General features: G+C 67.9%; 26 protein-coding genes and 1 pseudogene. 17 read left to right on the top strand and 10 right to left on the bottom strand.

Features of this window, described 5'->3' with window-relative positions; translation table 11 throughout:
• Positions 1 to 3: 3 nt before the first annotated feature.
• From Q7A36_RS18770 to Q7A36_RS18740, 7 genes are all read right to left on the bottom strand, one after another.
• Positions 4 to 1,632: an ABC transporter substrate-binding protein gene (locus tag Q7A36_RS18770; RefSeq protein WP_305105267.1), complete on the bottom strand. Its 1,629-nt coding sequence runs from the start codon at positions 1,630 to 1,632 to the stop codon at positions 4 to 6.
• A 30-nt stretch (positions 1,633 to 1,662) separates the two neighbouring features.
• Positions 1,663 to 2,409 (bottom strand): SDR family NAD(P)-dependent oxidoreductase, encoded by a 747-nt coding sequence (locus Q7A36_RS18765; RefSeq protein ID WP_305105266.1) that lies wholly within the window; start codon positions 2,407 to 2,409, stop codon positions 1,663 to 1,665.
• 13 nt (positions 2,410 to 2,422) lie between these two features.
• Positions 2,423 to 3,478 carry an oligopeptide/dipeptide ABC transporter ATP-binding protein gene (locus Q7A36_RS18760; RefSeq protein ID WP_305105265.1) on the bottom strand — a complete coding sequence of 352 codons (1,056 nt, stop codon included), beginning with the start codon at positions 3,476 to 3,478 and terminating at the stop codon, positions 2,423 to 2,425.
• Positions 3,475 to 4,491, bottom strand: a complete 1,017-nt coding sequence (locus Q7A36_RS18755; protein WP_305105264.1) for an ABC transporter ATP-binding protein — start codon at positions 4,489 to 4,491, stop codon at positions 3,475 to 3,477. The genes Q7A36_RS18760 and Q7A36_RS18755 overlap by 4 nt, the downstream gene beginning before the upstream one ends.
• A gap of 1 nt (position 4,492) precedes the next feature.
• Complete coding sequence (locus tag Q7A36_RS18750) at positions 4,493 to 5,506, bottom strand: ABC transporter permease (RefSeq protein WP_305105263.1); 1,014 nt, start codon at positions 5,504 to 5,506, stop codon at positions 4,493 to 4,495.
• Positions 5,503 to 6,441 carry an ABC transporter permease gene (locus tag Q7A36_RS18745; RefSeq protein ID WP_305105262.1) on the bottom strand — a complete coding sequence of 313 codons (939 nt, stop codon included), beginning with the start codon at positions 6,439 to 6,441 and terminating at the stop codon, positions 5,503 to 5,505. The genes Q7A36_RS18750 and Q7A36_RS18745 overlap by 4 nt, the downstream gene beginning before the upstream one ends.
• A 686-nt stretch (positions 6,442 to 7,127) precedes the next feature.
• Positions 7,128 to 7,685, bottom strand: coding sequence for a transposase (locus Q7A36_RS18740; RefSeq protein WP_305105261.1), 558 nt, complete (start codon positions 7,683 to 7,685; stop codon positions 7,128 to 7,130).
• A gap of 623 nt (positions 7,686 to 8,308) precedes the next feature.
• Here Q7A36_RS18740 and Q7A36_RS18735 point away from each other — a divergent pair.
• The 4 genes from Q7A36_RS18735 to Q7A36_RS18720 all read left to right on the top strand — a co-directional run bounded on the left by Q7A36_RS18735 (position 8,309) and on the right by Q7A36_RS18720 (position 13,650).
• On the top strand, positions 8,309 to 9,574 hold the full coding sequence (locus Q7A36_RS18735; protein WP_305105260.1) for a polysaccharide biosynthesis/export family protein: 1,266 nt from the start codon (positions 8,309 to 8,311) through the stop codon (positions 9,572 to 9,574).
• A 115-nt stretch (positions 9,575 to 9,689) separates the two neighbouring features.
• Entirely contained in the window at positions 9,690 to 10,475 is a 786-nt protein-coding gene (locus Q7A36_RS18730) for a glycosyltransferase family 2 protein (protein WP_305105259.1), read from the top strand.
• Positions 10,472 to 11,653 (top strand): glycosyltransferase family 4 protein, encoded by a 1,182-nt coding sequence (locus tag Q7A36_RS18725; protein WP_305105258.1) that lies wholly within the window; start codon positions 10,472 to 10,474, stop codon positions 11,651 to 11,653. The genes Q7A36_RS18730 and Q7A36_RS18725 overlap by 4 nt, the downstream gene beginning before the upstream one ends.
• Positions 11,650 to 13,650 carry a hypothetical protein gene (locus tag Q7A36_RS18720; protein ID WP_305105257.1) on the top strand — a complete coding sequence of 667 codons (2,001 nt, stop codon included), beginning with the start codon at positions 11,650 to 11,652 and terminating at the stop codon, positions 13,648 to 13,650. The genes Q7A36_RS18725 and Q7A36_RS18720 overlap by 4 nt, the downstream gene beginning before the upstream one ends.
• Before the next feature lies 1 nt (position 13,651).
• Here Q7A36_RS18720 and Q7A36_RS18715 read toward each other — a convergent pair whose 3' ends face one another.
• Positions 13,652 to 14,092 (bottom strand): hypothetical protein, encoded by a 441-nt coding sequence (locus tag Q7A36_RS18715; RefSeq protein WP_305105256.1) that lies wholly within the window; start codon positions 14,090 to 14,092, stop codon positions 13,652 to 13,654.
• Positions 14,093 to 14,167: 75 nt separating this feature from the next.
• On the opposite strand from Q7A36_RS18715, the gene Q7A36_RS18710 reads away from it, so the two are divergent.
• From Q7A36_RS18710 to Q7A36_RS18655, 12 genes and pseudogenes are all read left to right on the top strand, one after another.
• Positions 14,168 to 14,407 carry a hypothetical protein gene (locus Q7A36_RS18710; RefSeq protein ID WP_305105255.1) on the top strand — a complete coding sequence of 80 codons (240 nt, stop codon included), beginning with the start codon at positions 14,168 to 14,170 and terminating at the stop codon, positions 14,405 to 14,407.
• 275 nt (positions 14,408 to 14,682) lie between these two features.
• A complete protein-coding gene (locus tag Q7A36_RS18705; RefSeq protein ID WP_305105254.1) occupies positions 14,683 to 14,805 on the top strand; it encodes a hypothetical protein in 123 nt (40 codons plus the stop codon).
• Positions 14,806 to 14,905: 100 nt separating this feature from the next.
• The gene (locus Q7A36_RS18700) at positions 14,906 to 16,177 is read left to right on the top strand and encodes a glycosyltransferase family 4 protein (protein WP_305105253.1); all 1,272 of its coding nucleotides are present in this window, start codon (positions 14,906 to 14,908) and stop codon (positions 16,175 to 16,177) included.
• A gap of 255 nt (positions 16,178 to 16,432) precedes the next feature.
• On the top strand, positions 16,433 to 17,002 hold the full coding sequence (locus tag Q7A36_RS18695; protein ID WP_305105252.1) for a serine O-acetyltransferase: 570 nt from the start codon (positions 16,433 to 16,435) through the stop codon (positions 17,000 to 17,002).
• 323 nt (positions 17,003 to 17,325) lie between these two features.
• Positions 17,326 to 18,132: a polysaccharide deacetylase family protein gene (locus Q7A36_RS18690; protein ID WP_305105251.1), complete on the top strand. Its 807-nt coding sequence runs from the start codon at positions 17,326 to 17,328 to the stop codon at positions 18,130 to 18,132.
• On the top strand, positions 18,125 to 19,123 hold the full coding sequence (locus tag Q7A36_RS18685) for a glycosyltransferase family 2 protein (protein ID WP_305105250.1): 999 nt from the start codon (positions 18,125 to 18,127) through the stop codon (positions 19,121 to 19,123). Before Q7A36_RS18690 ends, Q7A36_RS18685 begins: the two co-directional genes overlap by 8 nt.
• A gap of 1 nt (position 19,124) precedes the next feature.
• Entirely contained in the window at positions 19,125 to 20,486 is a 1,362-nt protein-coding gene (locus Q7A36_RS18680; protein WP_305105249.1) for a lipopolysaccharide biosynthesis protein, read from the top strand.
• 44 nt (positions 20,487 to 20,530) lie between these two features.
• Positions 20,531 to 21,721: a glycoside hydrolase 5 family protein gene (locus Q7A36_RS18675; protein WP_305105248.1), complete on the top strand. Its 1,191-nt coding sequence runs from the start codon at positions 20,531 to 20,533 to the stop codon at positions 21,719 to 21,721.
• Positions 21,722 to 22,060: 339 nt separating this feature from the next.
• Positions 22,061 to 22,439: pseudogene (locus Q7A36_RS18670) on the top strand (transposase domain-containing protein); the annotation flags it as partial.
• A complete protein-coding gene (locus tag Q7A36_RS18665) occupies positions 22,436 to 23,032 on the top strand; it encodes a plasmid pRiA4b ORF-3 family protein (RefSeq protein ID WP_305105247.1) in 597 nt (198 codons plus the stop codon). The pseudogene Q7A36_RS18670 and the gene Q7A36_RS18665, both read left to right, overlap by 4 nt.
• Before the next feature lie 333 nt (positions 23,033 to 23,365).
• Positions 23,366 to 24,091: a ribonuclease PH gene (gene rph / locus Q7A36_RS18660; protein WP_305105246.1), complete on the top strand. Its 726-nt coding sequence runs from the start codon at positions 23,366 to 23,368 to the stop codon at positions 24,089 to 24,091.
• 188 nt (positions 24,092 to 24,279) lie between these two features.
• Complete coding sequence (locus Q7A36_RS18655) at positions 24,280 to 24,867, top strand: non-canonical purine NTP pyrophosphatase (RefSeq protein ID WP_305105285.1); 588 nt, start codon at positions 24,280 to 24,282, stop codon at positions 24,865 to 24,867.
• A gap of 15 nt (positions 24,868 to 24,882) precedes the next feature.
• Here Q7A36_RS18655 and Q7A36_RS18650 read toward each other — a convergent pair whose 3' ends face one another.
• Entirely contained in the window at positions 24,883 to 25,683 is an 801-nt protein-coding gene (locus Q7A36_RS18650; RefSeq protein ID WP_305105245.1) for an LOG family protein, read from the bottom strand.
• A 399-nt stretch (positions 25,684 to 26,082) separates the two neighbouring features.
• Here Q7A36_RS18650 and Q7A36_RS18645 point away from each other — a divergent pair, with 399 nt between their 5' ends.
• Positions 26,083 to 26,463 carry a hypothetical protein gene (locus Q7A36_RS18645; protein WP_305105244.1) on the top strand — a complete coding sequence of 127 codons (381 nt, stop codon included), beginning with the start codon at positions 26,083 to 26,085 and terminating at the stop codon, positions 26,461 to 26,463.
• 15 nt (positions 26,464 to 26,478) lie between these two features.
• Here the strand turns inward: Q7A36_RS18645 and Q7A36_RS18640 are convergent, their stop codons facing one another.
• Entirely contained in the window at positions 26,479 to 26,703 is a 225-nt protein-coding gene (locus Q7A36_RS18640; RefSeq protein ID WP_305105243.1) for a hypothetical protein, read from the bottom strand.
• Positions 26,704 to 26,763: the final 60 nt, after the last annotated feature.

Here is a 26,763-nt window from a genome sequence, read left to right as displayed (position 1 = left end):
CCGTCAGACGCGCCGGAAGTCCTGGAAGCGCAAGTTGTTCGAGGTATAGTAGGTCAGGCCCGCGATGTTCTTCTTTCTGGCGATGGCATATTTGGGATAGACCATGAAGACCCAGGGCGCCTCCGCCATGATGATCTTCTGCACCTCGGTGAAGATCTCCTTGCGGCGGCCGTCGTCGACGACGAGCATCCCCTGCTGGATCAACTCGTCCACCCGCGCATTCTCGTAATTGCTGTAGTTGACGAAGCTCTTCGAGGAGAAATAGAGCGCGGTCGAGTAGCCCGGATCCGGGGTCCAGGGCGAATCGAGGTAGAAGATGATGGGCTTCTGCCGGCGGCTGACATTCTCGTAGAAGACGCCGGCCGGCAGCTTGTCGAGCACCGCCTCGATGCCGACGCGGCGCAGGGAGGTCTGGTAGATCAGCGCGATCGGCTCCTGCACCGGGTTGCCGGCGTCGTAGCTGATGCTGGTGCGGAAGCCGTCGGGATAGCCGGCCTCGGTCAGCAGCCGCTTCGCCGTCTCGACATTCTCGTCGTAGCTGAAGAAGCTGTCGTCGGCCATCGGGTAGCCTTCGGGGATGCAGGCCGTCTGCTTGTTCGCCAGGTCGTAATAGACGGTCTTGATCACCTGCTCGCGCGGCATCAGGTAGTTCATCGCCTGCCGCACCTTCGGATTGTCGAAGGGCTTGATCTTGGCGTTCAACTCCAGCCACAGCGCATAGGAGGAGGCGACCGCGTCGTAGGTCGTGGCCGGGGAGGATTGCAGCGACATGTATTCGCGGGGCGAGAGGAACTGCGCCATGTCGACCGCCCCACCCTGCAGCAGCGAGAGCCGGCTGGCGGAGGACGGCACCTCGCGCATCACCACGGTGTCGAAGAAGGGCTTCGGCCCGTAATAGTCCGGCCGGGCGCGGAAGACCGCCTGCTGGCCCCGCACCATCTGGCCGAGCGCATAGGGGCCGAAGCCGGCGCTGTTGTTCTTGGTGAACTCCACCGCCCAAGGGTCGGCGCTGGTCGCCACCGCCTTCATCTTCGTCGCGTCGAAGATCGGGGCCGAGAGGTTGCAGTGCAGCTTCAGGATCAGCGGCGTCGGCTGCGGCAGGTTGAAGGAGACGACCTGCGGCGATTCCACCTTCACCTGCGCCGGATCGGTGATGCCGAGCATGCGCGCCATGAAGGCGCCGTTGCCCTTGCTGTGGAAGCGGCGGTCCCAGGAATACTTGACGTCCTCGGCCGTCAGCGTGTTGCCCCAGTTGCTCTTGACCCCCTGGCGCAGGGTGAAGGCGACGCGCGTGCCGTCCGGCGACAACTCCCAGCTTTCGGCCAGGCGCCCTTCGAGGGCCAGGCCGCCCGGCAGGTCGGAGTGGACGCCGGTGTCCTCGCGCAGCACCTCGGGCGAGGCGGCATCCGGGATCTTCCTGAAGGCAATCAGCGTGTCGTAGAGCGCGCCGGAGGCATCGACCGTGCCGAGGCTGACGTCGTATTCGAGGTCGAGGCCCTGCGGCGTCGCGGGGCTGGCGATCACCATCGTCTTCGGCGGATCGGCCGCGATGGCATCCCCGGGCTTGGCCGAGGCGGCGGCAAGGCCGGCCGTCCCCTGCAGGAGATGGCGGCGATGGATCGGCGTCGGCATGCTCTTCTCCTCCTTCCGGTTGCGCACCTCTCAGATCATCACGTCCCCGCCGTTCGGATTGAGCGAGGCGCCCGTGTAGTAGGAGCCCTCGTCCGAGGCGAGCAGCACGGCGGTCGGCGCGATCTCGTCCACCGTGCCGAAGCGGCCGAGCGGGAGTTCGGCGCGCTTGCGCGCCTTCCACTCCTCGGGCAGGGCGGCGGCGAGGTCGGTCTCGATCGGGCCGGGGCAGATGGCGTTGACGGTGACGTTGTAGGGCGCGACCTCATAGGCGAGGGAACGGGTGAAGCCGAGCACGCCCGCCTTCGCCGCGGCATAATGCGCAAGGTCGATGGCGCCCTTATGGGCCAGTTGCGAACTGGTGCTGATGATGCGTCCCCAGCGGCGCTCGATCATGCCGGGCAAGGCGATGCGGGTGCCGAGGAAGACGCTGCGGAGATTGACCGCGATCATCCGGTCCCAGACCGCGACGGGCATGTCGACCACCGGCACCGCCCCGCCGATGCCCGCATTGTTGACCATGACATCGATGCGGCCGAGCGCGCGCTCCGCGCCGCGGACGGCCTCGGTCGCCGGCGCCTCCTCCGACATGTCCGCGGCGAAGGCGACGCCCTTCGCCCCGAGCGCCGCGATCTCGCCGGCGACCCGGTCCGCCACATCGGCATCGCGGTCGATCACCGCGACCATCGCGCCCTCGCGGGCGAAGGCCAGGGCGATGGCGCGGCCGATGCCGCGGCCGCCGCCGGTGACGACGCATGCCTTGCCCTTCAGTCGGTCCATGCTGGCTTCCTCCTCATCCATGCTGCGCCAGCGGGGCCGGGGCGCCCACGCTGAGGATGCGCTCTGCCTCCTGCTGGAAGCGATCGAAGGTGTCGGCGGCGCGCTCCGCCTTGGCGACCTCGCCATGGCGGATGCAATGTACCAGGTGCCCGCCGCCCAGCGCCTCGGCCGGCGGCATGGCTGCCCGGCAGGCCTCGACGACGAAGGGGCAGCGGGAGGCGAGGAAGCAGCCGGGCGGCAGGTCGATCGGGCTCGGGATCTCGCCGGCCAGGCTGATGCGGGTGGCCCGGCGCAGATGCGGGTTCGGCAGCAGCACGGAGGACAGCAGGCCGGCGCTGTAGGGATGGCGCGGCTCGGCGAAGACCGTCGCGGCATCGCCCTGCTCGACGATCATGCCGAGATACATCACCGCGATCCGGTGGCTGACGAAGCGCACCGTGCTGAGGTCGTGCGAGATGAAGAGATAGGCCGTGTTCAGCTCGCGCTGGATCTGCATCAGCAGCGCGATGATATCGGCCCGGGCGGTCGGGTCGAGCGCCGAGGTCGGCTCGTCCAGCACCAGCAGCTTCGGCCGGGTGATCATGGCGCGCGCTATGCCGACGCGCTGCTGCTGCCCGGCGCTCAGCTCCATCGGGTAGAGGCGCAGCAGGTGCGGGCTCAGCCGGACGAGGTCCATCGCCTCCGCCACGCGCCGGCGCCGCTCCTCGGCGCCGATGCCGAGCGCGAGCAGCGGCTCCTCGACCGAGGCGGCGATGCGCAGCCGCGGGTCCAGGGCATCGGCCGGCTCCTGGAAGACGATCTGGATGCGTCCTCGGAGGCTCCGCGGGTCGCGCCGGCGGGCCTCGAGCAGGTCGGCGCCTTCGAACTCGATCCCGCCGGCGGAGATGCCGGTAAGGCCGAGGATGCAACGGCCGACGGTCGTCTTGCCCGAGCCGCTTTCGCCGACCAGGCCGAGCGTCTCGCCCGGCGCGATGTCGAGGGAGACGCCGTTCACCGCCTGCACGACCCGGCCGGACCCGGCGATCGGGAAATGCTTGGTGAGGCCGCGGAGCCGGAGCAGGGGCGTCATCGCGGCACCGGGAAGTGGCAGCGGGAGACATGGCCGGGCGCCAGTTCGCGCAGCGCCGGCCGCTCCGCGGCGCAGCGCGGCTGGGCCAGCGGGCAACGGGCGAGGAAGGGGCAGGCCCGGCCGGCTGCCGCGGGCTCGAGCGGCGGCGCCGAGCGGGTCCAGAGGCGCCGCAGGCCTTCGTTGTGTGCGAAGGCGGCCATGAGCGTGATGGTGTAGGGGTTCCGCGGACGGAAGAAGAAATCCTCCCGCGCCGCCAGCTCCATGATCTCGCCGTTCAGCATGACCGCGATGCGGTCGCAGAGATGCGCGGTGATGCCGATGTCGCGGGTGATGAACAGCATGGCGCTGCCGCGATCGGCGGCGAGGCGCTGCAGCAGCTCCAGGATCTGCGCCTGCACCGTCACGTCGAGGCCGCTAGTCGCGTCGTCGGAGACGATGAATCTCGGCGAGCAGACGAGCGCAATGGCGATGACGATGCGCTGCGCCATGCCGCCGCTCAGCTCATGCGGGAGGGCGGCCATGCGGCGCTCGGGGTCGGGGATCTGCACGGCCCGCAGCATGTCGAGGGCGAGGCGCCGGGCCTCCCGCCGCGGCACGCCGAGATGCACGCGGGCGACGGTCATGATCTGCTCGCCCACCGGCAACAGCGGGTTGAGCTCACTGCGCGGGTTGGGGACGATCATGGAAAGGTCCCGTCCGCGCATCCGGCGCAGCGCCCGCTCGCCGATCCGCAGCAGGTCCTGGCCCTCGAAGCGGATCTCCCCGGCGGCGACGCGGCCGGGCGCGGGCGGCAGGCCGAGGAGGGAGCGGGCCAGCGTGGTCTTGCCCGCGCCGCTCTCGCCGACGAGGCCGAAGATCTCGCCCCGCGCGATGCTGAGATCGAGCTCGCGGATGGCCGTGCTCGACCGGCCCGACAATGTCGGGAACTCCACGGTCAGGGCGCTGATGTCGATGACGGGCGGCGTGGTGTCCAACGCCTCTGCCGCCCGGGGTTCCGCCTCGAGGCTCAGCATCTCAGCGCCCGATCCGCGGATCGATGAGGAAATAGAGGATGTCGACGAGCAGGTAGACCGCGAGCGAGAAGACCGCGGAGAACAGCACGAAGCCGAGCACCGGGTAGATGTCGGAGTTCAGCACGCCCTGAACGGCGTACTGACCTGCCCCACCCCAGCTGAAGACGATCTCGACCAGCACCGCGCCGCCGAGCAGGTAGCCGTAGAGCACGCTGATGATGGTGATGATGGAGGGCAGCGCGTTCCGCAGCGCATGGCGCAGCACCATGCCGCGCGGCAGGCCGCAGAGGACCTCGAAGCGGCTGAAGTCGGATTGCAGCATGCGTTCGGTGCTGGATTGGGCCATTTTCAGGATCGGACCCGCATTGATGACGCCGAGCGTCAGGACCGGCAGCAGCAGATGGCCGGCCGCGGAGGAGAAGGCGTCCCAGTCGCCGGCGAGCAGGCTGTCGATGAGGAGGCTGCCCGTGACCGGGTCCGGCGGCAGGATGGCGAAGTCGAGCCTGCCGAGCGGCGCCGGCACGAGCTGGAACAGGGTGTAGAAGATGAAGACGAGCACGAGGGCGAACCAGAAATCCGGCAGGGCGCCCGCGGCGAGGCCGTAGAGCCCGGCGATGCGTCCCATGATCCCCTTCGATTCGAAGGCCGCGGCGATGCCGAGCGGCAGGCCGATCAGGATGGCGAGGAGCAGGCCGAGGGTGACGAGCTCCAGCGTCGCCGGGAAGCGCTGCAGCAGATCCTCGAGCACCGGCCGCGTGGTCTGCCAGGAGGTGCCGAGGTCGCCATGCACCAGGTCGCCGAGGAAGTACCAGAACTGCACGGGCAGGGAATGGTCGAGGCCCAGCTTGCTGCGCAGCGCGCCCACCGCCTCGGCCGTCGCCATCGGCCCGAGCATGAGCACGGCCGGATCGCCGGGGATGGACTTGATGAGGAAGAAGCTGACCAGCAGGATGCCGAAGAGCTGCGGCAGGATGAACAGCATCCGCTGCCCGAGGAAGCCGAGCAGGGCCTTCATACCGCCCTGCCCGCCGCCCGGTCGCGCAACGCGATATCCTGCACCAGCCGGCGGGCCTTGGCCGGGTCGCTCAGCACCTCGATGCTGCCGCCGACGAGCGAGAAGCCGAAGACCGTGATCGCCAGGGCAAGGCCCGGGAAGACGGAGGGCCACCACTGGCCGGTCACGACATTCTGGAATCCCGTCGCGATCATGCTGCCCCATTCGGGTGTCGGCGCCCGGACGCCGGCGCCGACGAAGCTGAGGCCTGCCGTCAGCAGGATCGACCAGCCGATATTGACCGAAAGCTGGGCGATCGCCGGCCCCATGGCATTGGGGATGACGTGCCGCAGGATGGTCCGCGCATCGGACAGGCCGGCGACGAGCGAGGCCTCGACGAAGCGCATGTCGCGGATGGTCAGCACCTGCGACCGCATCAGCCGCAGGTAGATCGGGATGTTGACGAAGGCGATGGCCAGGATGACGGTCTGGATGCTTTGCCCGAGGCTGGCCACCAGCGCGATGGCGAAGACGAAGACCGGGAAGGCCTGCATGACGTCGGCGATGCGCATCACCAGATAGGCGATGGCGGAACGCATGCCGCCGCGTCGGCTGTAGTAGCCGAGCCAGGCGCCGAGCAACCCACCCGCCAATGCCGACAGGACGGTACCCGTCACGGCGATGGTGAGGTCGATGCGCGGCGCATGGATGACGCGGGACAGGATATCCATGCCGACGGCGTCGGTGCCGAACCAGTGGCGCAGGCTGGGCGGCTGAAGGAATTCGGCCGGGTCCGCTTGTATGGGATCATAGGGTGCGATCAGCGGCGCCAGCAGGCCGAGCAGGACGGCGCTGAGGACGATGGCATAACCGAGTACGAAGCCGGGCCGCGCACGTGCGACGCGCAGTGCTGTCCAAGGCCATCCGGCCCGCACGGGGTCGTTTGGCTCAACCATTCGGACACGACGTCAAGGCTCGGCAGAGTGACATGGCTGTCCTCGGGCGAGGGGTCTCAAGGCAGATCGAGGCGGTGATTGAACCACCTCGAACAGGGCCGATCAGCCCACGAATTTCTCCGAAAACGCGCTCCATTCCGGTATCGACGAAGAATTTGTGCTCATATTTGGCGCGTTGCACTGGAAGTGGGCGCCTGCAGCGCTGGTTCCGAATACGGAACTATGCTCCGTCAGTCCGCGCGTCTCATGTTGGACGGGAAGATGCCGAATACTCGGCAGGCTGGCGAGGATGCCCTGGTTCACCCGTTGGTTGTGTCGGGGTTCGTGCTGGATCCTCTGCAGAGTCATTCTGACTGCTTGGTCGATCCTGGAATGACGTTCTGGCGGTCGCTGGCGGTCGATGACCAGGGTAGCGGAGCGAGCGCCCCCGGCTGACGTGAGATCAAGCCGGCTTTCTCAAGTATCAGCAGCATCTGGTGCACTGAAGGTGGGCTGACCTGAAAGAAGCGCTGGATATCGGTTTCGGCCGGCGCGCGAGCGCGCGGGCGCCGGTGGTCATGGATGAAAGCGGGATAGGGATGAGATCGACCAAGACTCTTGTGCGTCCGATCGGGTATTCCCCCCTGGCACGGGTGACCGCGCGGCGAAGAGCGGGGCTCGGAGGTGCAAGCCCTGCCGCGCAGCCTTTATCGTCGCGCCTCCTTTGCGGCGCCCGTGTACCCTGATGGCGACCGTGCTGGCTGCCAATTTTTGACAGCGTGATCGTAGGCACGCTCGGCCTGCCGGGCGGCCTCGATGTCGCGGTCACGCAACTCCTTGACGTGGTATTCGTGGCTCGGCCCGCGCTTGTTGCCCTTGCGCTTGGGTTGCCCGGCCTGCAGTTCCATGGACCTGACCTTGTGGGCCACCAGCGCCGGGCGCTGCCAGAGGTAGTCAGTGTCCTTGGTCAGCAGATGCCAGCAGATCACGGCGAGCTTTCGGGCGACCGCCACAGCGGCGACCTGATGCCCTCGCTTGGCGCGGATCTGCAGGACAAAGGCCCGCAGCGGGCCCGGCGCCTTGCTCGCCGCCCAGGGCTGCCTCCACCAGCATGGCCCCCTGGCATGGGCCCGGCCGTGCTTGCTGATGCGGCCATGCTGCGCGAGGCCGAGACCGGACTGACGGACGCGCGGGTTCAGCCCGAAATAGCTGGCCAGCGTCTCCGGGGTCGCTGTGCCAGCGATCGGCCGTGGCTCTCCAGCCATGCCACCGTCTCCGCCCTGAACTCGGCCGTGACGTCCCGCCTCGTCTTGCTGGCCATCGGGACACCTCGCTCTTCTCGAGCTCAGCAGCGGTGTCCACCATCTGCGGGGAGGTGCAGACATTCGGGGCATTGGCACGAAATCCAATGGCGTGCTTCGTGCCCACCGGGATCGCGACCGGAAGGTCGTGGCGGGAACCCGCACATGTCAACCAGCGGCGTTTTCAAAAGACATTCTTTAGTACTTATCTCCAACAAGAAATAATACTTCAAGAATTTTTTATCCACTTAGCGAATTTAACATGTTTCCACGAATTGAATTCGACATTAGGGTCCTACCGAGGGCGTCCCATTTTGTGCCAGAATTATCAAAATAGACCAATAGTAAAAATGCAATCTCCGGGAAGAAAGTACTTTCCTGCTTAATTTGCTCAAACTGGAGTGCGATCGAAAGTGGACATCTCTCATGACTCCAAGCGAGGCAGGCGCCTCCTGGGAACGTTGGTGTCTGCGCCGTTCTCCCTGCTTCTGCTTTCGGGTGCCGCTGGCGCTCAAGATGTGGGGCAGGCAGCGAGCCCCAACTCCGTCGCCCAGCAATCCGTCCGGCCGTCACCGGCACATTCCGCCGTGCCGGATGAAGTGAAGCTCGCCGTTGGCGACAAGCTCAGGATCACGTTCTACGAGCGCCTCGCCGATGCCGAGGACCGTTGGGCCAATCAACAGCGCCAAACCAGGCCCGAGCTGAATTTCTACCTGCAGCAGGGCCTGTCGGGCGAACTGACCATTCGCTCGGACTGGCGGGTTTCCGTACCGCTGCTCGGCAGTTTCGTTGCTGCCGACCGAAGCACGGGCGAACTCGCCGCGATCCTGGCGGCCGCCTACGAACGGATCATCGGACGTCGCGGCTCGGTGAATGTCGATCTGGTCGAGCGCAGGCCCATCTTCGTCCTCGGCCCGGTCCGTCAGCCCGGAACCTACAAGTTCGAACCCGGTCTCACGCCGTTTCATGCCATGTCGCTCGCGGGTGGACTGCGTCCGCCGGATGTCGACCGTTGGGCCGGCATCGAAGCGCTGCGCGAAAGCGGCAAGACGTCCTCCGCTGCAATGCGCATTCGCCGCGTGCTGGCGAAGTCCGCCGTGCTGAGGGCCGAGCTCAGCAACGACTCGCCTGCGCTGCCCGATCAGCTCGTGCAATTCGCCGGCCGTGCCGAGGCGCAGTCCCTGGTGGAAGAGGCGCGGGTCGAGCGCGCCCCCTTCGTCGCCGCGCGGCAGGAGCGCGAGAAGTCAGTGGCGATCGCCGTCACCACGGCGGAGCGTGCGGTCGAAGTCGCACGCAGCCGGATCGAGCCGATGCGAGCCAATGTCGAGCAGCGTCGAAGCCGGCTCGAGGGTATGCAGCGCTTGTTCGATACGGGATCGATCCATAAGCTCCTGCTCGCCCAGACCCAAAGCGAGCTGAGTGACGCCATGGACCGTGAGGCCGGCACGCGCGCCGCACTGGCCGATGCGGAGCACCGGCTCAGTCTTGTGCAACTCGAGCAGGCGCGCCTCCGCTCGGACATCATCGGCGGGATCGAGCAGGAACTCGCCGCATTGCAGCGCGAGGCCGATGAGCTCACGCCATTGCTCGCCGCAGGATCGGGCATCGTGGCTTTCCTGCGGCCCATGCTGAGCGGCCCTGCGGCTGAGACGGAGCTCCGCTTCGAGGTCGTGCGCCAGACGTCGGAAGGCTCCGAGACGCTCTCTGCCGAGCCGACCATGCCCCTTCGCCCGGGCGATCTCGTCCGGGTCATCACCTTGTCGCCTCGGGATCGCCTCGCCGATCTGGGCGAGCGCAGCCTGTTGAGCGCGCGGTCCCTGTCCGGAGAAGGGTCGTCCAAAGTCCAACGTTGATCCTTGCTGCATCCGTGACGGGTGGCACCTGCGCTTTCGGGTGATCGCGGCTGCAGTTCCGACCAGGACGGTGCGCATCTTGCCGGAGCGATTGAACCAAGAAGGAGAATGGCCCGTGGTACACCCGCTAGACCATGCTATCGACGTCTCGTCGCGCCTCCTCCCCGGTGGCAATCCTGCTCCTGTCATTCATGGTCTGCCCGCGATGCCGCGGGTTTCCGTGGTGCTCCCGACACTGAACGAGGCGCAGAATCTGCGGGTCCTGTTGCCGCTTCTGCCGAACTGGCTCGAGGAAGTGGTCATTGTCGACGGCCACTCGACCGACGGCACGGTCGAGACCGCACGCGCCGTGCGAGAGGGCGTGCAGATCGTCCAGGCGGAGCGGCGCGGCAAGGGTGCCGCGCTGCGCGCCGGCTTTCGTGCCGCCCGTGGCGACATCATCATCGCACTCGATGCCGATTGTTCGATGCACCCGCGCGAGATCGTGCTGATGGTCGGCGCGCTGCTTGCGGGCGGCGATTTCGTCAAGGGATCGCGCTTCATTCAAGGGGGCGGGACCGACGACATGTCCGCCATCCGACGCCTCGGCAATTGGGGCCTGACCCAGGCGGTCCGGCTGCTCTACGGCGGGACGTTCAGCGATCTTTGCTACGGCTATTTCGGCTTCTGGCGCCGCCATGCCGAACTGCTTGAGCCGACATGCGACGGCTTCGAGGTCGAGACCTACCTGAACCTGCAGGCCCTTCGGCACCGGCTCAAGGTGATCGAGGTGCCGAGCTTTGAGGCGCCACGGCTGCACGGAAAGAGCAATCTCCGCGCGCTTCCGGATGGCTGGCGCGTCCTCAAGACCATTGTCCGCGAGAGAGTGCGGCCGGTCGCCAGGGAGGGCTATGCCTGGTGACGACCCTCGCCGCGCCGCTGGCGCCGGCCCCGCCTGCCCCAGCACCCGCCGGAACGCCAATCGAGCCGGGCGAGGACAGGCCGCTGCGGATCCTGATGGTCGCGGCGCGCTACCTGCCGGACATGGGCGGTATCGAAACCCATGTCCGCGAGGTTGGGCGGCGCCTCGCCGCGGCCGGCCATGCCGTCACCGTGCTGACGGCCGACCGGACGCGGGCGCGCCCACCGGTCGAGGCAGCGGACGGGATGCTTATCCGGCGCGTGCCGGCCTGGCCGCGTGGCCGGGATTACTATTGGGCGCCCGGCATCTGGCGCGAGGTGATGCGCGCCGACTGTGACCTGCTGCATGTTCAGGGCTGCCACACGCTGGTCCCACCGCTCGCCATGCTGGCCGCGCTGCGCCGGCGCCTGCCTTTCGTCATCACCTTCCACAGCGGCGGCCATTCCTCCTCTCTGCGAAATCGGTTGCGCGGGCTGCAGTGGGCGCTGCTCGGCGGTCTGGTGCGGCGTGCCACCCGGCGGATCGCCGTGTCGCGCTTCGAGGCCGATCTGTTCAGCGCGCGGATGCGCTTTCCCCGCGATGCGGTGAGCGTGGTGTCCAATGGCGCGCAACTGCCCGCCGCCAAGGCGCCCGCGGCTGCGGATCCCGAGCGCCCGCTGATCGTCTCGATCGGCCGGCTGGAGCGCTACAAGGGCCACCATCGCGCCATCGAGGCAATGCCGGACATCCTGGCACAGCGGCCCGGTGCGCGGCTCCGCGTGCTGGGCGAAGGGCCCTATCAGCAGGCGCTGACGGAACTCGCGGACCGGCTCGGGATCGCGGACCGGGTCGAGATCGGAGGCGTGCCGCCGGCAGAGCGCGAAAGGCTCGCGGCCTTGCTTGGCAGCGCCGCGCTTGTCGTGCTGCTGAGCGAGTACGAGGCGCATCCTGTCGCCGTGCTCGAGGCGCTCGCCCTCGGCCTCCCCGTCCTCGTCACCGACTCCACCGGATTTATGGAGATGGCAGAGGAGGGCATGGTCGCGACAGTGCGACCGGCGGCCGGCAGCACCGAGATCGCCCAGGCTGTCTTGGCGGCGCTCACCGACAACCGCGCAGGCCGCGCCGCACCGCTGCCGGATTGGCAGGACTGCGCCGATCGCCTCTTGGCCGTCTATCGCAGCGCGACCAAGGGCCGATGACTTTGATCGCGCATCGGCAGGACATGACCCGGTCCCGGTTCGCCGATGCGGGCCTCGGCGCCGGGATGGCACGCCCGGGCCTGCTCCGTCGACTGCTCGAGCCGATCGGCCCCGGCACCCTCCCGCAAGAAGCGGCCGTTACCGTATCGCCGAGCCCGTGGTGGATCGCAGCGCTCAGCCTCACCACCGCCGTCTGCCTGCTGGCGGTGGCTGTCGCCCATCATGCCGGATATCACGGCGCCCCCTGGGCGTCTCCCCTGCTGTGGTCGAGCTTCGCCGCGCTCTACCTGCCGATTGCCATGCGCGTTGCCTGGCACACGGTTGCACGCGCCGAGCGGATCCTGTTGCTGCTGCTGCTCGCCGCCGCCTGCTTCGCGCTGAAGCTGCTCTATGCGCCGACCGCCTTCGTGCATTTCGATGAATTTCTGCACTGGATGACGGCACTCGATATCCTCGAGACCCGTCGGCTCTTCCTGCCCAACCCTTTACTGCCGATCAGCCCGCTTTATCCGGGGCTGGAACTGGTCACCACGGCCATGGTCGAAATGACCGGCCTGTCGGTCTTTGCCTGCGGCACTCTGCTGCTGGCGGTCTTGCGCCTTGTCTTCGTCACGGTCCTCTTCATGTTCTACGAGCGGATCAGCGGTTCCGCGCGGCTCGCGGCCATCGCCTGCCTTGTCTACATGGGAAATTCCGGCTTCGTCTTCTTCAATGCGCAGTACGCGTACGAGAGTTTGGCGATCGTTCTCTTCGCCTGCGCATTGCTCGCAAGCACGATGCTGCACGATCCGCTCGCGCCGCGGATCGGGGTGGCGCTCGGCATCGTGGTTCCGCTCTTCGCGGCACTGGCGGTGACCCATCACATGTCGGCGTATTTCGCGGCGATCTTCATGCTGCTGCTCGCTCTTATGGTCTGGCCGTGCGCCGCGCGGGCCGTGCGGCGATGGGGCATCTTGAGCATTGCAATGTTGACGGTCTTGCTGCCGGGCTTCTGGGCATGGGCGCTGGGCAACCCGAGCGAGAACTACCTTGGCCCTATCCTTGAAAAAGGCGCGGCCGAGTTGACCCGCTTCATCAACGGCGGGCCCATGACCAAGCAGCTCTTCGTCTTGCCTGGCGGACAGGTGACCCCGATCTGGTTGAGGGTCACGAGCATCCTGTCATTGCTGCTCGTCGCCGTGACACTGTCGACCGGGTTCTTGCGCGCCCTCGCGATCGCAGCCCGGCCCGCTGATGGCTGGAGCGCCTTCCGGCAGTGCCTGCGGCTGCGGTGGACCAATCCCTGGATGGTGCTGCTGGCGCTGGTGACCCTCGGGCTACCGGTCTCGGTCGGTTTCCGCCTGACCTCCGCGGGCTGGGAAATCGGCAATCGCATGGGGTCTTTCGTCTTCCTTGGTGTCGCCCTGGTCGTAGCGGTGAGCATCGTCCATCTCTGGACGGCCGGACGCCACCGCTGGTGGTCGGCACTCGGGACCGGTCTGGCACTGACGGTCATTTTTGTCGGCGGCATCGTCGCCGGCTGGGGCGTCAGTGCCATTCGCTCGCCCTATGCCGTCGCGGCGGATTCCGGTTCGGTCGAGCCGATGGGCATCGAGACAGCTCTCTGGAGCAGGGAATGGCTCGGCGAGGGCAACCGCTTCGCGGCTGATCGGGTGAACCGACTGCTACTTGCAACCTATGGTCGGCAGCAGGTCGTGACCGGGCTCTACGACGGCATTGATACCTCCTATCTTTTTCTCTCGTCGCAAATCACTCGGGGTGAGCGTGAGATTCTGCGGCGCGGGCAGGTGGACTATCTGCTCGTTGATTACCGCCTCACCACGGCGCGGCCCACTCTCGGTCACTATTACGATGACATGGAGGACCTGTTTGCATCACATGGCTTCGTCGATCCCGCCACATTGCTGAAATTCAGCCGGATGCGCGGCGTCGACCGCGTCTTCGACAATGGCTTCATGGGGATCTTCGCTGTTCAGAGACTGCGCGATGGCGGCTAGGTCAGTCAGCCTCGCCCTCGCCTGCCTTTGGGCGGTCGGTGCGATCGGCGCCGTCGCCTACAGCGAGGATGTAGCGGTTCGAGCAGCTGTCTGCCTTCCCCTGGCCCTGTACTGGCCAGGACACGCCTTCCTGCACGCCATCCGTCTGCCCCGGCGGTCGGGATTCGAATGGCACTCGCTCGCTGCGATCTTGAGCATTGTCTGGGCTGTGCCGGGAGGCTTCCTGCTGGCTGCGCTGGGGAAGCTCGGGCCTATGGGGTGGGTCGGCTGGTTCGCTGGCGGCGTCGTGTGCGCCGCGAGTGTTGCCATGATCCGCGGTGCGGCCGAGCAGGTTCAGCGCCTGCCATGGAGCGGCGCGACCGTCACCATCCGCGTCGGGCCATGCTGCCTTCTTGTCCTGGCGCTTCTCGTGACCGGATCCGCCTTTGCCCTCGCGGTCCATGACTCCCGCAGTTTCCGAGAATTCAGGGTCACTGAATTCTGGATGGTACCCATCGGGGAGGCAGGGTCCGGGAGAGTGACCATCGGCATCCGGAATGGCGAGGACATGCCGATCCGATACGAGGTCGAGGTTCTCCGTGACGGCCTGCCCGTCGTGCTTTGGCAGGCGCTCGACCTCGCTCCGGGCGAGAGCCTCACGCGAACCTACGACTTTCACTCGCCAGCGGGCAGGGCGCTCCGCATCGAGGCCCGGCTCTTCAAGAGCAGCAACCGTAGCCGCGTCTACCGGAAAGTCTGGATGGAACCTGAAGCTTGAGGAACCACGGATGCGGATGCAGGACGCTCACATGCCAAGCCATTCCGCGCGAACTGGCGTGATCGACCGGCGCGAGTTGGCGGCAGTCAGTTGCTGCCCGCGCTGCCAGGAAGCGCCGGAGGCCGGCGACCGAGCCTGGCGCTGCACGAATCCGGATTGCCTCTATGCGGCGCGTGGATTGCCGGTCGTTGCCGGCCAGCCGGTCCTGATCGATGTCGAGCAAAGGATCTTTTCGCAGGAAACCTATGCGCGCGGCACGGGGTCGTGGATTGCGCGTGACGATACCGGCCGAGGTCTCACGACGCGGCTGTTACTTCCTCGGAGGGCGGATCGAGACCGCCATGCTGCGCGAAGCCGACATGGTGGCCGATTGCGACCATCAGGTAGCAGCGCCGTGACTCCATCTTCTGCCGGATCCATTCGCCGCGCCTGTCAGGCCGTGGCAGCCGCAGCGCGCGACGCCGCTATCCAGGCCTCGACGGAACCGAGTGGGGCATCATGCGCATTCTCCAACTGACTCAGTTCTACCCGCCCGTTATCGGCGGTGAGGAGCGGCACGTCCGGAACCTGGGCGCGGCCCTTGCACGCCGGGGTCACGAGGTTTCGGTCGCCACGCTCCGGCACCCGGCCGCCGCCGTCGAGGAGATGGACGGCGATGTCCGGGTTCTGAGGCTGCGCGGCACGCTCCAGCGCGTGGGAAGCCTTTTCACCGAGAGCGACCGGCGCCTCGCGCCCCCCTTCCCCGACCCGGAACTGTTGGCCGGTCTTGCGCGCGTGATGCGGCGGCAACGTCCGGACATCGTGCACGCGCACAACTGGATAGTTCATTCCTACCTGCCGCTCCGGCCCCTCTTCCCGGCCCGCCTCGTGCAGACGCTGCATGATTACAGTCTCGTCTGCGCCAGAAAGAACCTGATGCGGCAGGGACGTCCCTGTAGCGGGCCGGCGCTCGGGAAATGCCTCACCTGCGCCCGTGCCCATTACGGCACCGCCAAGGGCACGGTGACGGCTCTCGCCACCCGCGCCTCAAGCCCTTTGGTGCGCAGCGGCGTCGACCGCTTTCTCGCCGTCAGTTGCGCCGTCGCTGCGCTGAATGGGCTGGAAGGGCACTGCGAGGTGGTGCCGAATTTCATTCCCGACGACCTCGGTGCGCCCCCGGCGATCCCCCCTGCATTGCCGGAGCTGTTGCCGGACGCGCCTTACATGCTCTTTGTCGGCGACCTGAATTACCAGAAGGGCGTGCCTGTGCTGCTGCAGGCCTATCGCCGCTTGCAGGACGCACCGCCTCTGGTCCTGATTGGCCGGAGCTATGCCGAAGAGCTGCGCGACCTGCCGCCGGGCGTACGGGTGTTCAGCAGTTGGCCGCACGCCGCGGTATTGGAAGCTTGGCGCCGCTGCATGTTCGGCCTCGCGCCCTCGGTCTGGCCCGAACCCTGCGCAACCGTGGTGATGGAGGCCATGGCCTTCGGCAAGCCCATGATCGTCACCGATATCGGCGGCATGCCGGACTTGGTCGAGGGCGGGCGGAACGGCTTGCTGGTGCCGCCCGGCGATGCCGAGGCGCTGGCGGCCGGGATGCAGCGCCTTCTCAATGATCCCGGGCTGCGAGCGCAACTCGCCGCCGGGTGCCTGGAGCGGATCGAGACCCTGAAGGCCGCTTCCGTCGTTGCCCGTATCGAGGCGATCTACCGCGACCTCCTGGCCAAGGATGCCAGCCAGCGCCGCAACAGCGAAGGAGCGGTCCATGCCCTTCCGGCAGAGCGCTCCTGATGCCATCGCCGCGGTGGCGATGCCGCATTCGGATGGCGCGGCGCGTGGCGTCGGCTCCTACCGACCGCCACCCGACTCGATACGAGGCGTCACGATTGGGACGGTCCTGATCGCGCAACGCAATGCGCACTCGCCTCGGTATCGACCAGAACCATCAGGCGGGACGGACTGCGAACTGAAAAGCCCACCATCGAGTGCAGCTTCCAATCAACCGTGGGGCTCATTCGGAGTCTTCGAGGCTCAGAGGAATTTCGAATGCGCGTTTGGATGAGAGAATACCTCGAGGATGTTGATCGGTATCGTCGCTACTGTCCAAACATTTCACGCTTGGCATTGATCGTCCTGAATCAAGGCTTATGGGCGCTGCTGCAATATAGGATCGCTCATTCTCTTTATGCCAGCCGACTTCCGCCAACCATAAAGGGGGCTTTGCTTGTGCTTTGTGTGATTTGGCAGAAGGTAGTTGAAATAAGTACTGGTATTGAAATACCTTACCGTGCGACCATAGGGCCCGGCTTCTACATCGGTCACTTCGGCAATATAATTTTGCATCCAGACGTGATCATCGGGAAAATGTGCAATATTTCCCAAGGTGTCACTCTGGGAATTTCCGGGCGTGGAGAGCGGCGTGGCGTCCCCGTACTGGGCGACCGCGTCTATTTGGGCGCGAACGCCATACTGGCCGGTAAACTGGAAGTGGGAGACGACGCGGTGATTGCGGCGAATTCCCTGATTACACGGGATGTTCCTCAAAAGGCAGTTATGGTGGGCAATCCGGCACAGATTGTAAGCTATAAAGGATCGGCCGATTATCTGTCTGCGTAGAGGACGTGAAAGTTGAAGCCGAATGCCGGTGACCGGAACCCCTGCGGAAGAGCGGCCTCAATGAAAACCGCGGCACTCTCAAGCCAAGACGCTGCGGACATTACTCGGTTGAATTCGAATGGGATTGCTGCCACGAGCGATTTCTTTTTGCTCCTGCGGCCCGGGACCGTCCACCTGATCGGGCCGATGTCGAAGCCGGCCCTCGCGCGTGCCTCGCTCGTACTGAGCGTCAGGCCCGCCACGCAGTCACTGCATCCGCCGCGACGGCCGCCGCTGCGGCGCGTCCGCGGCATTTTTGCGGCCCCGCGCCGGGGCGGCCAGGCATGCGCCGCATGACCACGGACACTCCCATCCTCATGTACCACAGCGTCTCGGAGCGGGCACCGCGCCGGTTCCGGCGCTTCTCCGTGACGCCGCGCGGTTTCGAGCAGCAATTGCGGCATATGCGCGAGCGGGGCTGCACCGCGCTCACCATCGGCGAGCTGATGCGGCTCCGTGCCGGGCGTTTGGAGAACCCGCCCGCGCGCCCGGTCGTCCTGACATTTGACGATGGCTTCGCCGACTTCCACGAGCACGCGATGCCGGCGCTCGCCCGGTACGGCATGCGTGCGACGCTCTATGTCACGACCGGCTATGTCGGCCGGACGAGCGCCTGGCTGCAGGGCATCGGCGCCGGGCACCTGCCCATGCTCAACTGGGGGCAACTGGCCGAGCTGGCGCAGCACGGCATCGAGATCGGCGCCCATACGGCAAGCCACCCCGCGCTCGACGCGCTGCCAAGGATCGAGGCCGCACGCGAGATCGTGGTTTCGAAGCGCACGCTGGAGGACAAACTGGGCATTGCCGTGGACAGCTTCGCCTATCCCTTCGGCTATCATTCTCCGGGCGTCCGCCGCGCGGTACGAGAGGCCGGCTTCGGCTCGGCTTGCGCCGTCGGCTACCGCACCAGCCGCCCGGACGAGAATCCTTTCGCGCTGTCGCGTCACATCGCCTGCGAGCAGACGCAGACGGTAGCGCTGGACGCACTCCTCGGCACGCGACCGACGTCCATGGCCGTCCTGCGCGATCGCCTCCGATCGGCCGCCTGGGCCCGTCTGCGTCACCATGTCCTGGGGTACAACCATGCCTGAGAGCCGGCGTAGCATCTCCGTCATCATCTGCGCCTACACACTGGATCGCTGGGATGCCATAGGCGAGGCGATCGCCTCCCTGCGACGCCAGACGCGGGTGCCGGAGGAGATCCTCCTTGTCGTCGACCACAACCCGGAACTGCTGACGAGGGCCGCCGAGGCTTTCCCGGATCTCAGGGTCGTCGCCAACGAGCAGCAGCGCGGCCTCTCGGGCGGACGGAACACCGGCATCGCGCTGGCAGGGGGCGACCTCCTGGTCTTCTTCGATGACGATGCGGTCGCGGCGGAGGACTGGATTGAGCGCCTGGAACGACGCTGCGCCGAGCCGGGCGTGCTTGGCGCCACCAACCCGGTGGCGCCGCAATGGCTGGGCACGCCACCGGCCTGGTTCCCCCCCGAATTCCTCTGGACGGTCGGCTGCAGCTTTCCCGGCGCCGAGGCGCTCGGCGGCGGGGAGGTTCGTAATCTGCAGGGCGGTGCCATGATGTTCCACCGCGAGGTGTTCGATCGCATTGGCGGCTTCAGCCACCAATTGGGCCGCACCGGGGCGAATACGGTTTTGTTGAGTTGCGAGGAAACGGAACTTTGCATCCGCGCCCGGGCGGCCTTTCCGGATGGGCGGTTCATGAGCGACGCTTCCACGCGGATCTGGCACAAGGTGAGCGCCGAGCGGATGACGGTGCGCTATTTCTGCCGCCGGACTCACGCCGAGGGCCTGTCCAAGGCGCGCGTGGCGGCGCTCTCGGCGCGTCACGGCAATCTGGCGACGGAGCGCGGCTACGTGCTCGGCGTGCTCAGCCGCGCGGTGGGCCGCGATCTCGTCCGCGCGCTCACGCGGCTGGACCGGAACGCGGCGGCGCGCGCCGGCATGATCATCCTCGGTCTCGCCTGCGCCGGCGCGGGATTCATCCGTGGCCGACACCTGTGGAGCAGGTCGGAGCGGCCGGCCGAGGCGGCAGGAGCCGCTGCGACACGCACGGCGGAGGGCTGATATGCTGCCGGCGGCGCGAAGGGCCCTGCGGGTGAACCTACCCCTGCTGCTCAACTCCGGTGCAGTGACCATCGGGAATGTCTGCACCGCGGTGCTGGGCTTCGCCTTCTGGTGGGTTGCAGCGCGGTCCTTCCCGCCGGAGACGGTGGGCATTGCGTCCGCCCTGATCTCGATGATGGGTTTGATCGGTCTGCTCGGTGAGGTCGGGCTGGGCACGCTGCTGATCGGTGAGCCCCCGCGCCAGGACCGGGCCGATCGGGGCCTGATCCCGGCGGCGCTGCTGACATCGCTCGTGGTCTCCGGCGCGCTCGGTCTCGCCTATGCTCTCCTCACTGCGGCCTGGCCCGTTCTCGGCCGCGCCGGCGACGGCGGGAGCATGCAGATCCCGCTCTTCGCGGTGGGTTGCGCTCTCACCGGCGTTGCGCTGGTCGGCGATCACGCATTGATCGGGCTGCTGCGAAGCGACATCCAACTCCTCCGGAATGTCAGCTTCTCCCTCGTCAAACTGCTGCTTCTCGCCGGCATGGCGCTGCTTTGGCCCGGGCAGGGCGGCATGGCCATCCTGCTCGTCTGGACGCTGGGGGCGGCCCTTTCGCTGCTGCTGGCCGGCAGCATTGCGGTCCGCCGCGGCGTCTTCGTTCCCGGGCCTCCCGACATGCTGCTATTGCCGCCGCGAATCGCTCGAGTGGCGGACCACCATGCGCTCAATCTTGCGGCGCAGGCACCAGCTATCCTCTTCCCTTTTCTGGTGGCGGTGCTCTTTTCCCCGACCGTCAACGCTGCCTTCTTTCCGGCCTGGGCCGTGGTTCACGCCGCCTCGATGTTTCCGGCGGCGCTCACCGTGGTGCTCTACCGTATCGGTAACCAGGACGCGGATGGCGGCGCCGGGCGGCTCGGATTTTCGCTTATCCTGGCAACGGGATTTTCCCTTCTCGCCGGCCTGGTGTTGTTCCTGGCCTCGCGCGACATCCTGGCCTTCTTCAACCCAGCCTACCCGGACATCGCCGGCGCCAGCCTGCGACTTCTGGGCTTCGGGATCGTCAGCCTGTCCGTGCGGGCGCACTACCTGGCGCTGATGCGGCTGCGGGGAACGATGCGTCGCGCATCGGTCCGCTACGCCGCCTGGAGCAGCTTCGAGATCGCGGCCGCCTGCCTTGGTGGATCCTTGGCGGGGCTGGAGGGATTCACCCTGGGCTGGCTGCTGTCGATCTCGGCGCAGGCGCTGGCCATGCTGCCGCCGCTACTGGCAACGGCGCGGTTTCCGCTGGGGATGAAGGGGGCGGCGATGGGTTACACGGCTGGGCTGCGTGCGGCCCCCGAGGTCAGCAACCGGCCTGGCGCGGCAAAGGAGGCTCGGCCGTGACCGTGGCCGCAGAGTCCACGGCCCGGCGCCAGGAGATTGTTGGAATGCGGTCGATCCTCGCCTCGATCCTGCTGCTCTGCCTGGCGCTCCTGCCAGGCAGAGCAGCGGCGCCGGACGTCGTGCCGCGGTCGCCGAGGGCGGGATTCGTCGGGGTGGACGGCACGCAATTCGTGCTCGACGGCAAGCCGTTCCGGGTCGCCGGCGTGAACAATCATTATCTGACCTACGGCTCTGACCAGGAGGTGCTCCGCATGCTCGACGATGCGGTCGCGCTCGGCGCAAACACGGTGCGAACCTTCCTGCAGCCGGTGATTGGCTCCATCGATGGGACGGTGCCGACGATCTGGGATTTCCAGAGCAAGAGCGAGACAAGCAATCTCGGGGTGAACGGGCGCTATATGCTCTATTGGGACCCGACGCGCGGCGGTATGGCCATCAATTGGGGGGAGAACGGGATCGGCAGATTCGATATGCTCGTTGCCGAGGCGAAGAAGCGGAATCTTCGCTTGATCGTCGCCTTCCTGGACTTCTGGGCCTTTACCGGCGGCGCGCAGCAGATGCGGGCTTGGTACGGCAGCGACGACAAGCATCGTTTCTTCTTCGAGGATCCGCGAACCCGGGCGGATTACCGCCGCTGGGTCAGGGAAATCGTGGAGCATGTCAACCCTCACACCGGCCTTGCATACCGGGATGAGCCGACGATCATGGCCTGGAACCTGATGAACGAGCCGGAGGCGAAACCCGAGCGGCTGCAGGAGAGCTGGATCTCCGACATGGCGGCCTATGTGCGTTCGATTGCCCCGAATCAACTTATAACATCCGGCCAAGCGAATGTTGTGAACCGGCTTTCAGATGTCGCCGACCCGCATCTCGACTTTGCCGTGTGGCACGGCTACCCACTCTATTACCGGCTCACGCCTGCGCAGTTTGACGACCGCATTCGGGATTTCTGCGCGCTCGGCCAGCAGCAAAACAAGCCAGTGCTGCTGGAGGAGTTCGGCTATGCCCGCAGCCATCCCGACCAGGCGCAGGTATACGCGAACTGGCTGCGCACGATCCGCGACACCCCTGGCTGCGCCGGTTGGCTGATATGGCGCCTGGTGTCGCGCCAGGACCACGGGGGATATCCCAAGGACGAACACGACCAATTCGACATCCACAACGACGGCGGGTCGACCTGGGATGTGCTGCGCAAGGCGGCCACCGAGCGACATCAAGGGGCCGACGCGAAGTAACTGCGTCAAGGGGGTTTCCTGGCTGGGAGCGCCGACCCACCAGTGGAATGGGAAGGTCGCCGCCTTCGGACGAGCGAGAAACGCCTCCGACGGTCTCACCGGGGCATAGATGGCAGCACGCATGGCAGAACATCGGTGCGCAATAGGGGAAGTCTGTCCCGGCGATCGCGGCGCACCCATCCGGTGGAGGCCGCCTGCCAGACCTGCGCTGGATCTGTCTTCCGATTTTACCGGCGTTCTTTCGAGCGCCGGTAAGGACGGAGGGCAGGATGCGGGATGGAGGTCATCACCGGGGCTGAGCGGCGACGCCGCTGGCGGGATGAGGAGAAGCTGCGGATCCTGGGCAAGCTGTCCCGGCATGCGCCGGTCGCCGAGGCTATGGACTACATGCTGGTGCGCTGGGAAGCCTTCGCCGTTGGAAGCAGTGCTTCCAACCCTCGCCGATGGCCGCATCTGCCGCACGAACAATGCTGCCGAACGGGCGCTGCGCGGTATCGCCCTCGGCAGGACGTCATGGCTGTTCGCCGGCAGCGATCGCGGCGGCGGCCGCGCCGCGGCCATGGTCTCGCTGATTTACACCGCCAAGCTGAACGACGTCGATCCGCGCGCCTGGCTGGCCGATGTCCTGGCCCGCATCGCCGACCACCCCGCCTCGCGCCTGCACGAGTTGCTGCCCTGGAACTGGGCCCGGGCGAGGGAGGGAAAGGCGGCGGCATGACCAGCAGCATCGCCCGGCTCAAGATCACCCTCGACGACGTCAAGCCCGCAGTGGCGCGCCGTGTCGAGGTGCCGCTGACCATCCGGCTCGATCGCCTGCACCTGGTGCTCCAGGCCGCCATGGGCTGGACCAACAGCCATCTCTACGAGATCCGCGCCCGCGGCGTGGGCTGGGGCGTGCCCGACCCGGACTGGGGAGACGGCCCGCTCGATGCCCGCAAGACGCGCCTCCTCGACGTCATCGAGGACACCGGCGCGAAGACGCTGAAGTACCTCTACGACTTCGGCGATGGCTGGGAACACACGGTCAAGGTCGAGCGCATCACGGATGCCATCCCCGGCCTGCTCTACCCGTTCCTGATCGACGCCACAGGCCGCTGCCCGCCCGAGGACGTTGGCGGACCCCCGGGCTATGCCGAGTTCCTCGAGGCGATCGGCGACCCGAAGCACGAGAGCCATGCCGAGATGGTCCAGTGGGTCGGCACACCCTTCGATCCCGCCGCCATCGACTTCGATGAGCACGCAAAAGCCGTCGAAGATTTCGCCAAGGCCTGGTCACGCAAGCCAGCCACCCGGCGCAAGCCAGCAGGCTGACCACGGCACGTCCAGGATGGGCGCCGCCGAGGACTTCAGCCCCGACCCGTGACGGCGAACGCCGCCCGCCCCTGACCTCGGCGTCCGCGGCCTTGGCCATAGGGATACTCTTGAACCGGACCATGAAGGAGTGGACGATCCCCTTGAGGAATGGACCGCCGCCAAGGTGCAGTTCGCCAACCTCTTCGAGGACCGCTTCACCACCGCCTGATCATCGCGGTCCCACGCGAAATTCCGGATAGTCCCCCGACAGCGTTCCGACGCCTTCGCCGACCCGGGCCGCCCGGAATCTGTGCCCTTCCCCGCCCGGCGCCGCGGTGATACCCCGCCGCCATGACCACCCGTCCTTCCGGCCGCACCTCCGACGCCCTGCGCCACGTCGTCCTTGAGCCCCATGTCGCCCGGCATGCCGAGGGCTCCTGCCGCATCCGCATGGGCAACACGGAGGTGCTCTGCACCGCCTCGGTCGAGGCCCGCGTGCCGCCCTTCCTGCGCGGCAGCGGCCAGGGCTGGGTTACCGCCGAATACGGCATGCTCCCCCGCGCCACCCACACGCGCGGGGATCGCGAAGCGGCCCGCGGAAAACAGTCCGGCCGCACGCAGGAGATCCAGCGGCTGATCGGCCGCTCGCTCCGCGCCGTGACCGACCTGAAGGCGATGGGCGAGATGTCCATCACCCTCGACTGCGACGTGCTGACCGCGGATGGCGGCACCCGCTGCGCCAGCATCACCGGCGCCTGGGTGGCGCTGCACTTGGCCTTCCGCCACTGCCTCTCGAAGAACGTCATCGCCACCATGCCGCTGAAGGACCAGGTAGCCGCCGTCTCCTGCGGGCTGTGGCAGGGGGAGGCGGTGCTCGACCTCGACTATGACGAGGACAGCAAGGCGCAGGCGGATGCCAATTTCGTCCTCACCGGCAAGGGTGGCCTGGTGGAGGTGCAGGGCACGGCGGAGGGCGAGCCCTTCTCCGAGGCGCAGCTCCTCTCCCTGCTCGGGCTCGCCCGCCACGGCACCGGGCAGCTCTTCCGCCACCAGCGCGCCGCCGTGGGCATCGGCTGATGCCGTCCGATGACCGGAGCGGCGCAGGCCGCGGAGGTCTGAATCGGCCGGCCCCAGCCATGCCGCCCGATGACCGGAGCGGCGCCCCACCCCGCGAAGCGCCGCTTCGCGGGGATCCCGGAGAAGGCCGCGAGGGTCCGGATCGGCCGGCGCGGGCCGCGCCCCCTCGACGGCTCGAACCGGGCCGGCTGGTGCTGGCCAGCCACAATGCCGGCAAGCTGCGGGAGGTCGCGGCGCTGCTCGCCCCGCACGGCCTGCAGGTGGTCTCGGTGAAGGAGCTCGGCCTGCCCGAGCCGGCCGAGACCGAGGACAGCTTCCTCGGCAATGCCGCCATCAAGGCGCTGGCCGCGGCGCGCGCCGCCGGGCTGCCGGCGCTGGCCGATGACAGCGGCTTCTCGGTCGCCTCGCTCGGCGGCGATCCTGGCGTGCGCACCGCCGACTGGGCCGAGATGCCGGGCGGCGGCCGCGACTATGCCATGGCGATGGCGAAGGTCGCGGCGCTGGCGGCGCCGCATGCGGACCGCTGCGCCTGGTTCACCTGCGCCCTCCTCCTCGCCTGGCCGGACGGCCATACCGAGGGCTTTGAGGGCAAGGTCCAGGGCAGCTGGGTCCACCCGCCGCGCGGCGGGCGCGGCTTCGGCTACGACCCGATGTTCATCCCGGACGGCCATGCCGAGACCTTCGGCGAGATGGACCCCGCGCTGAAGCACCGCATCAGCCACCGCGCCCGGGCCTTCGCGCAGCTTGCCGCGGCCTGCCTGCCGCCGCCGGGTTGATGGCGCCCGGCCTCCTCAACCCTCCTCGGAGGCCGCCTCGGCCGCCGGCGTATGCGCCTCGAGCCCATGCGCGAGCAGCCACCGCCAGCCCTCCTCCGGCTCGTCCACCAGTCCGAAGAGCGAGAGGTCGTGCGAGTCGACCAGCCCGTGGCGGGCCAGCGCCTCGAAATTCACCACCTCCTCCCAGTAGTCGCGGCCGAACAGCACCACCCCGACCGGCGGCGCCTTGCGCGTCTGCAGCAGGGTCAGGATCTCGAACATCTCGTCGAAGGTGCCGAAGCCGCCGGGGAAGACCGCCAGCGCATTGGCCCGCATCGCCAGGTGCATCTTGCGCATGGCGAAGTAGTGGAAGCGGAAGGTCAGCGCCGGCGTGCTGTAGGCGTTCGGCTCCTGCTCGTGCGGCAGGGAGATGTTGAAGCCGATGCTGGGCGCGCCGACATCGGCGGCGCCGCGGTTGGCGGCCTCCATGATGCCAGGGCCGCCGCCGGTGGCGACGACGTTGTCCCGCAGCCGGCCCTCGGTCGCCAGCGCGCCGCCGCGCAGCGAGACGATGCGGGCGAACTCCCGCGCCTTCGCGTACCAGGGCGCGAGATGGGCGCGCGGCGTGCCGGGCACCGCGGCCTCGGGCGAGGGGATGCGGGCGCTGCCGAAGACGACGACGGTGCTGCGCACGCCCCAGTTGCGCAGCACCAGCTCGGCCTTCTCGTATTCCATGGCGAAGCGCAGTGCGCGCATCTCGTCGTGCATGAGGAAATCGGGATCCTCCACCGCCAGCCGGTAGCTGGGGGAGGCCTTCTGCGCCGCGTTCCGGTCCATGCTTCCATCCTTTGGCCTGGACGGGTGTAGCATCCGGCATGCCCCGCGCGTTCCGCCTGCCCCGCCGGCTGCTGCCGGCCCTGCTGTTGCCCGCGCTCGCGCGGGCCGAGGGCGGGCGGATGATGCGCCCCGGGGCGGCAGCGATGCGCGGGCCCGGCCGGGCCGCGGGCGCGCTGGTCTGGGCGCATCAGCACTACCAGGACGGCCCGCCGCCGGAGCCGCCGCCCTTCCTCGACCGGCTGCTCGCCCGGGGCTGGGACCTCTGGCGGCTCGACCGGATGGCGCAGGCCAGCGGCTTCACCCCCGGCCTCGACCCGCTGGAGGGCGGTGCCGAGGTGCTGGCGGCCGGCACGGCACGGCTGCGGGCCGAGGGCCGAGGGCTATCGGGCAATCGCGGTGGTGGGCGAGAGCCGCGGCGCCTTCATCGCGCTGGTCGCGCTGCGCCATGCGGCGCTGGCCGATGCCGTGCTGCTGCTGGCGCCGGCCGCCCATGGCCCGCGGCCGGAGCGGCGGGCGGAGGCGCTCGCGGCCTTCCACGGCGCCTGCGCGGCGGCGGCGCCCGGCGCGGTGCGGCGCGGCGGCCTCGTGCTCTTCGCCGGCGATCCCTACGACCCGGACCCGGCGGCGCGGGCCGCGGCCTTCGCGGCCGGCATGGCGCAGTGCGGCGCCGAGGCGCTGGTCATCGACCGGCCGCCGGCGCCGACCGGCCATGGCGCCGCGCGCGACCCGGCCTTCGACGGGCTCTTCGGCGCGCGCCTCGCGGCCTTCCTGGTGGGCTGATCGGCGGCCGGGGCGTCAGTGCCGGCCGATCAGGGCCAGCCCGCGCGCTGTCGCGCCGACCTGCAGCCCCTCCGGCCCGCCGGGCCGCAACTCGACGAAGCCGCCATCCACCGCATCCTCCCACACCGTCAGGCGCGGGCAGGAGGTGCGCCAGGCCTCGATCACCTCCCGGTAGGGGCGGGGCTCCGCCGCCACCCAGGTCACCAGGTCACGGACCAGCGGCGCGATCACGTCGGACATGACGGACTCCTTCTCGGGCGAAGGCCAGCATAGGCCGGCCGGTCCCGGGCCGGAACCGCG

Origin of the sequence: Paracraurococcus lichenis (genome assembly GCF_030657435.1) — a bacterium.
GTDB classification, from domain to species: Bacteria; Pseudomonadota; Alphaproteobacteria; order Acetobacterales; family Acetobacteraceae; genus Paracraurococcus; species Paracraurococcus lichenis.
This window is presented reverse-complemented; position numbering and strand designations above follow the sequence as displayed.

Bases quoted from the DNA above. Each gene is read 5' to 3' on its own strand.
- Q7A36_RS18720 (WP_305105257.1), top strand. From the start codon at position 11,650: ATGACTTTGATCGCGCATCGGCAGGACATGACCCGGTCCCGGTTCGCC.
- Q7A36_RS18755 (WP_305105264.1), bottom strand. From the start codon at position 4,491: ATGCTGAGCCTCGAGGCGGAACCCCGGGCGGCAGAGGCGTTGGACACC.
- Q7A36_RS18650 (WP_305105245.1), bottom strand. From the start codon at position 25,683: ATGGACCGGAACGCGGCGCAGAAGGCCTCCCCCAGCTACCGGCTGGCG.
- Q7A36_RS18700 (WP_305105253.1), top strand. From the start codon at position 14,906: ATGCGCATTCTCCAACTGACTCAGTTCTACCCGCCCGTTATCGGCGGT.
- rph (WP_305105246.1), top strand. From the start codon at position 23,366: ATGACCACCCGTCCTTCCGGCCGCACCTCCGACGCCCTGCGCCACGTC.
- Q7A36_RS18685 (WP_305105250.1), top strand. From the start codon at position 18,125: ATGCCTGAGAGCCGGCGTAGCATCTCCGTCATCATCTGCGCCTACACA.
- Q7A36_RS18680 (WP_305105249.1), top strand. From the start codon at position 19,125: ATGCTGCCGGCGGCGCGAAGGGCCCTGCGGGTGAACCTACCCCTGCTG.
- Q7A36_RS18715 (WP_305105256.1), bottom strand. From the start codon at position 14,092: ATGGACCGCGAGGGCAAAGGCGGATCCGGTCACGAGAAGCGCCAGGAC.
- Q7A36_RS18665 (WP_305105247.1), top strand. From the start codon at position 22,436: ATGACCAGCAGCATCGCCCGGCTCAAGATCACCCTCGACGACGTCAAG.
- Q7A36_RS18760 (WP_305105265.1), bottom strand. From the start codon at position 3,478: ATGACGCCCCTGCTCCGGCTCCGCGGCCTCACCAAGCATTTCCCGATC.
- Q7A36_RS18745 (WP_305105262.1), bottom strand. From the start codon at position 6,441: ATGGTTGAGCCAAACGACCCCGTGCGGGCCGGATGGCCTTGGACAGCA.
- Q7A36_RS18675 (WP_305105248.1), top strand. From the start codon at position 20,531: ATGCGGTCGATCCTCGCCTCGATCCTGCTGCTCTGCCTGGCGCTCCTG.
- Q7A36_RS18695 (WP_305105252.1), top strand. From the start codon at position 16,433: ATGCGCGTTTGGATGAGAGAATACCTCGAGGATGTTGATCGGTATCGT.
- Q7A36_RS18640 (WP_305105243.1), bottom strand. From the start codon at position 26,703: ATGTCCGACGTGATCGCGCCGCTGGTCCGTGACCTGGTGACCTGGGTG.
- Q7A36_RS18765 (WP_305105266.1), bottom strand. From the start codon at position 2,409: ATGGACCGACTGAAGGGCAAGGCATGCGTCGTCACCGGCGGCGGCCGC.
- Q7A36_RS18690 (WP_305105251.1), top strand. From the start codon at position 17,326: ATGCGCCGCATGACCACGGACACTCCCATCCTCATGTACCACAGCGTC.
- Q7A36_RS18750 (WP_305105263.1), bottom strand. From the start codon at position 5,506: ATGAAGGCCCTGCTCGGCTTCCTCGGGCAGCGGATGCTGTTCATCCTG.
- Q7A36_RS18740 (WP_305105261.1), bottom strand. From the start codon at position 7,685: ATGGCTGGAGAGCCACGGCCGATCGCTGGCACAGCGACCCCGGAGACG.
- Q7A36_RS18770 (WP_305105267.1), bottom strand. From the start codon at position 1,632: ATGCCGACGCCGATCCATCGCCGCCATCTCCTGCAGGGGACGGCCGGC.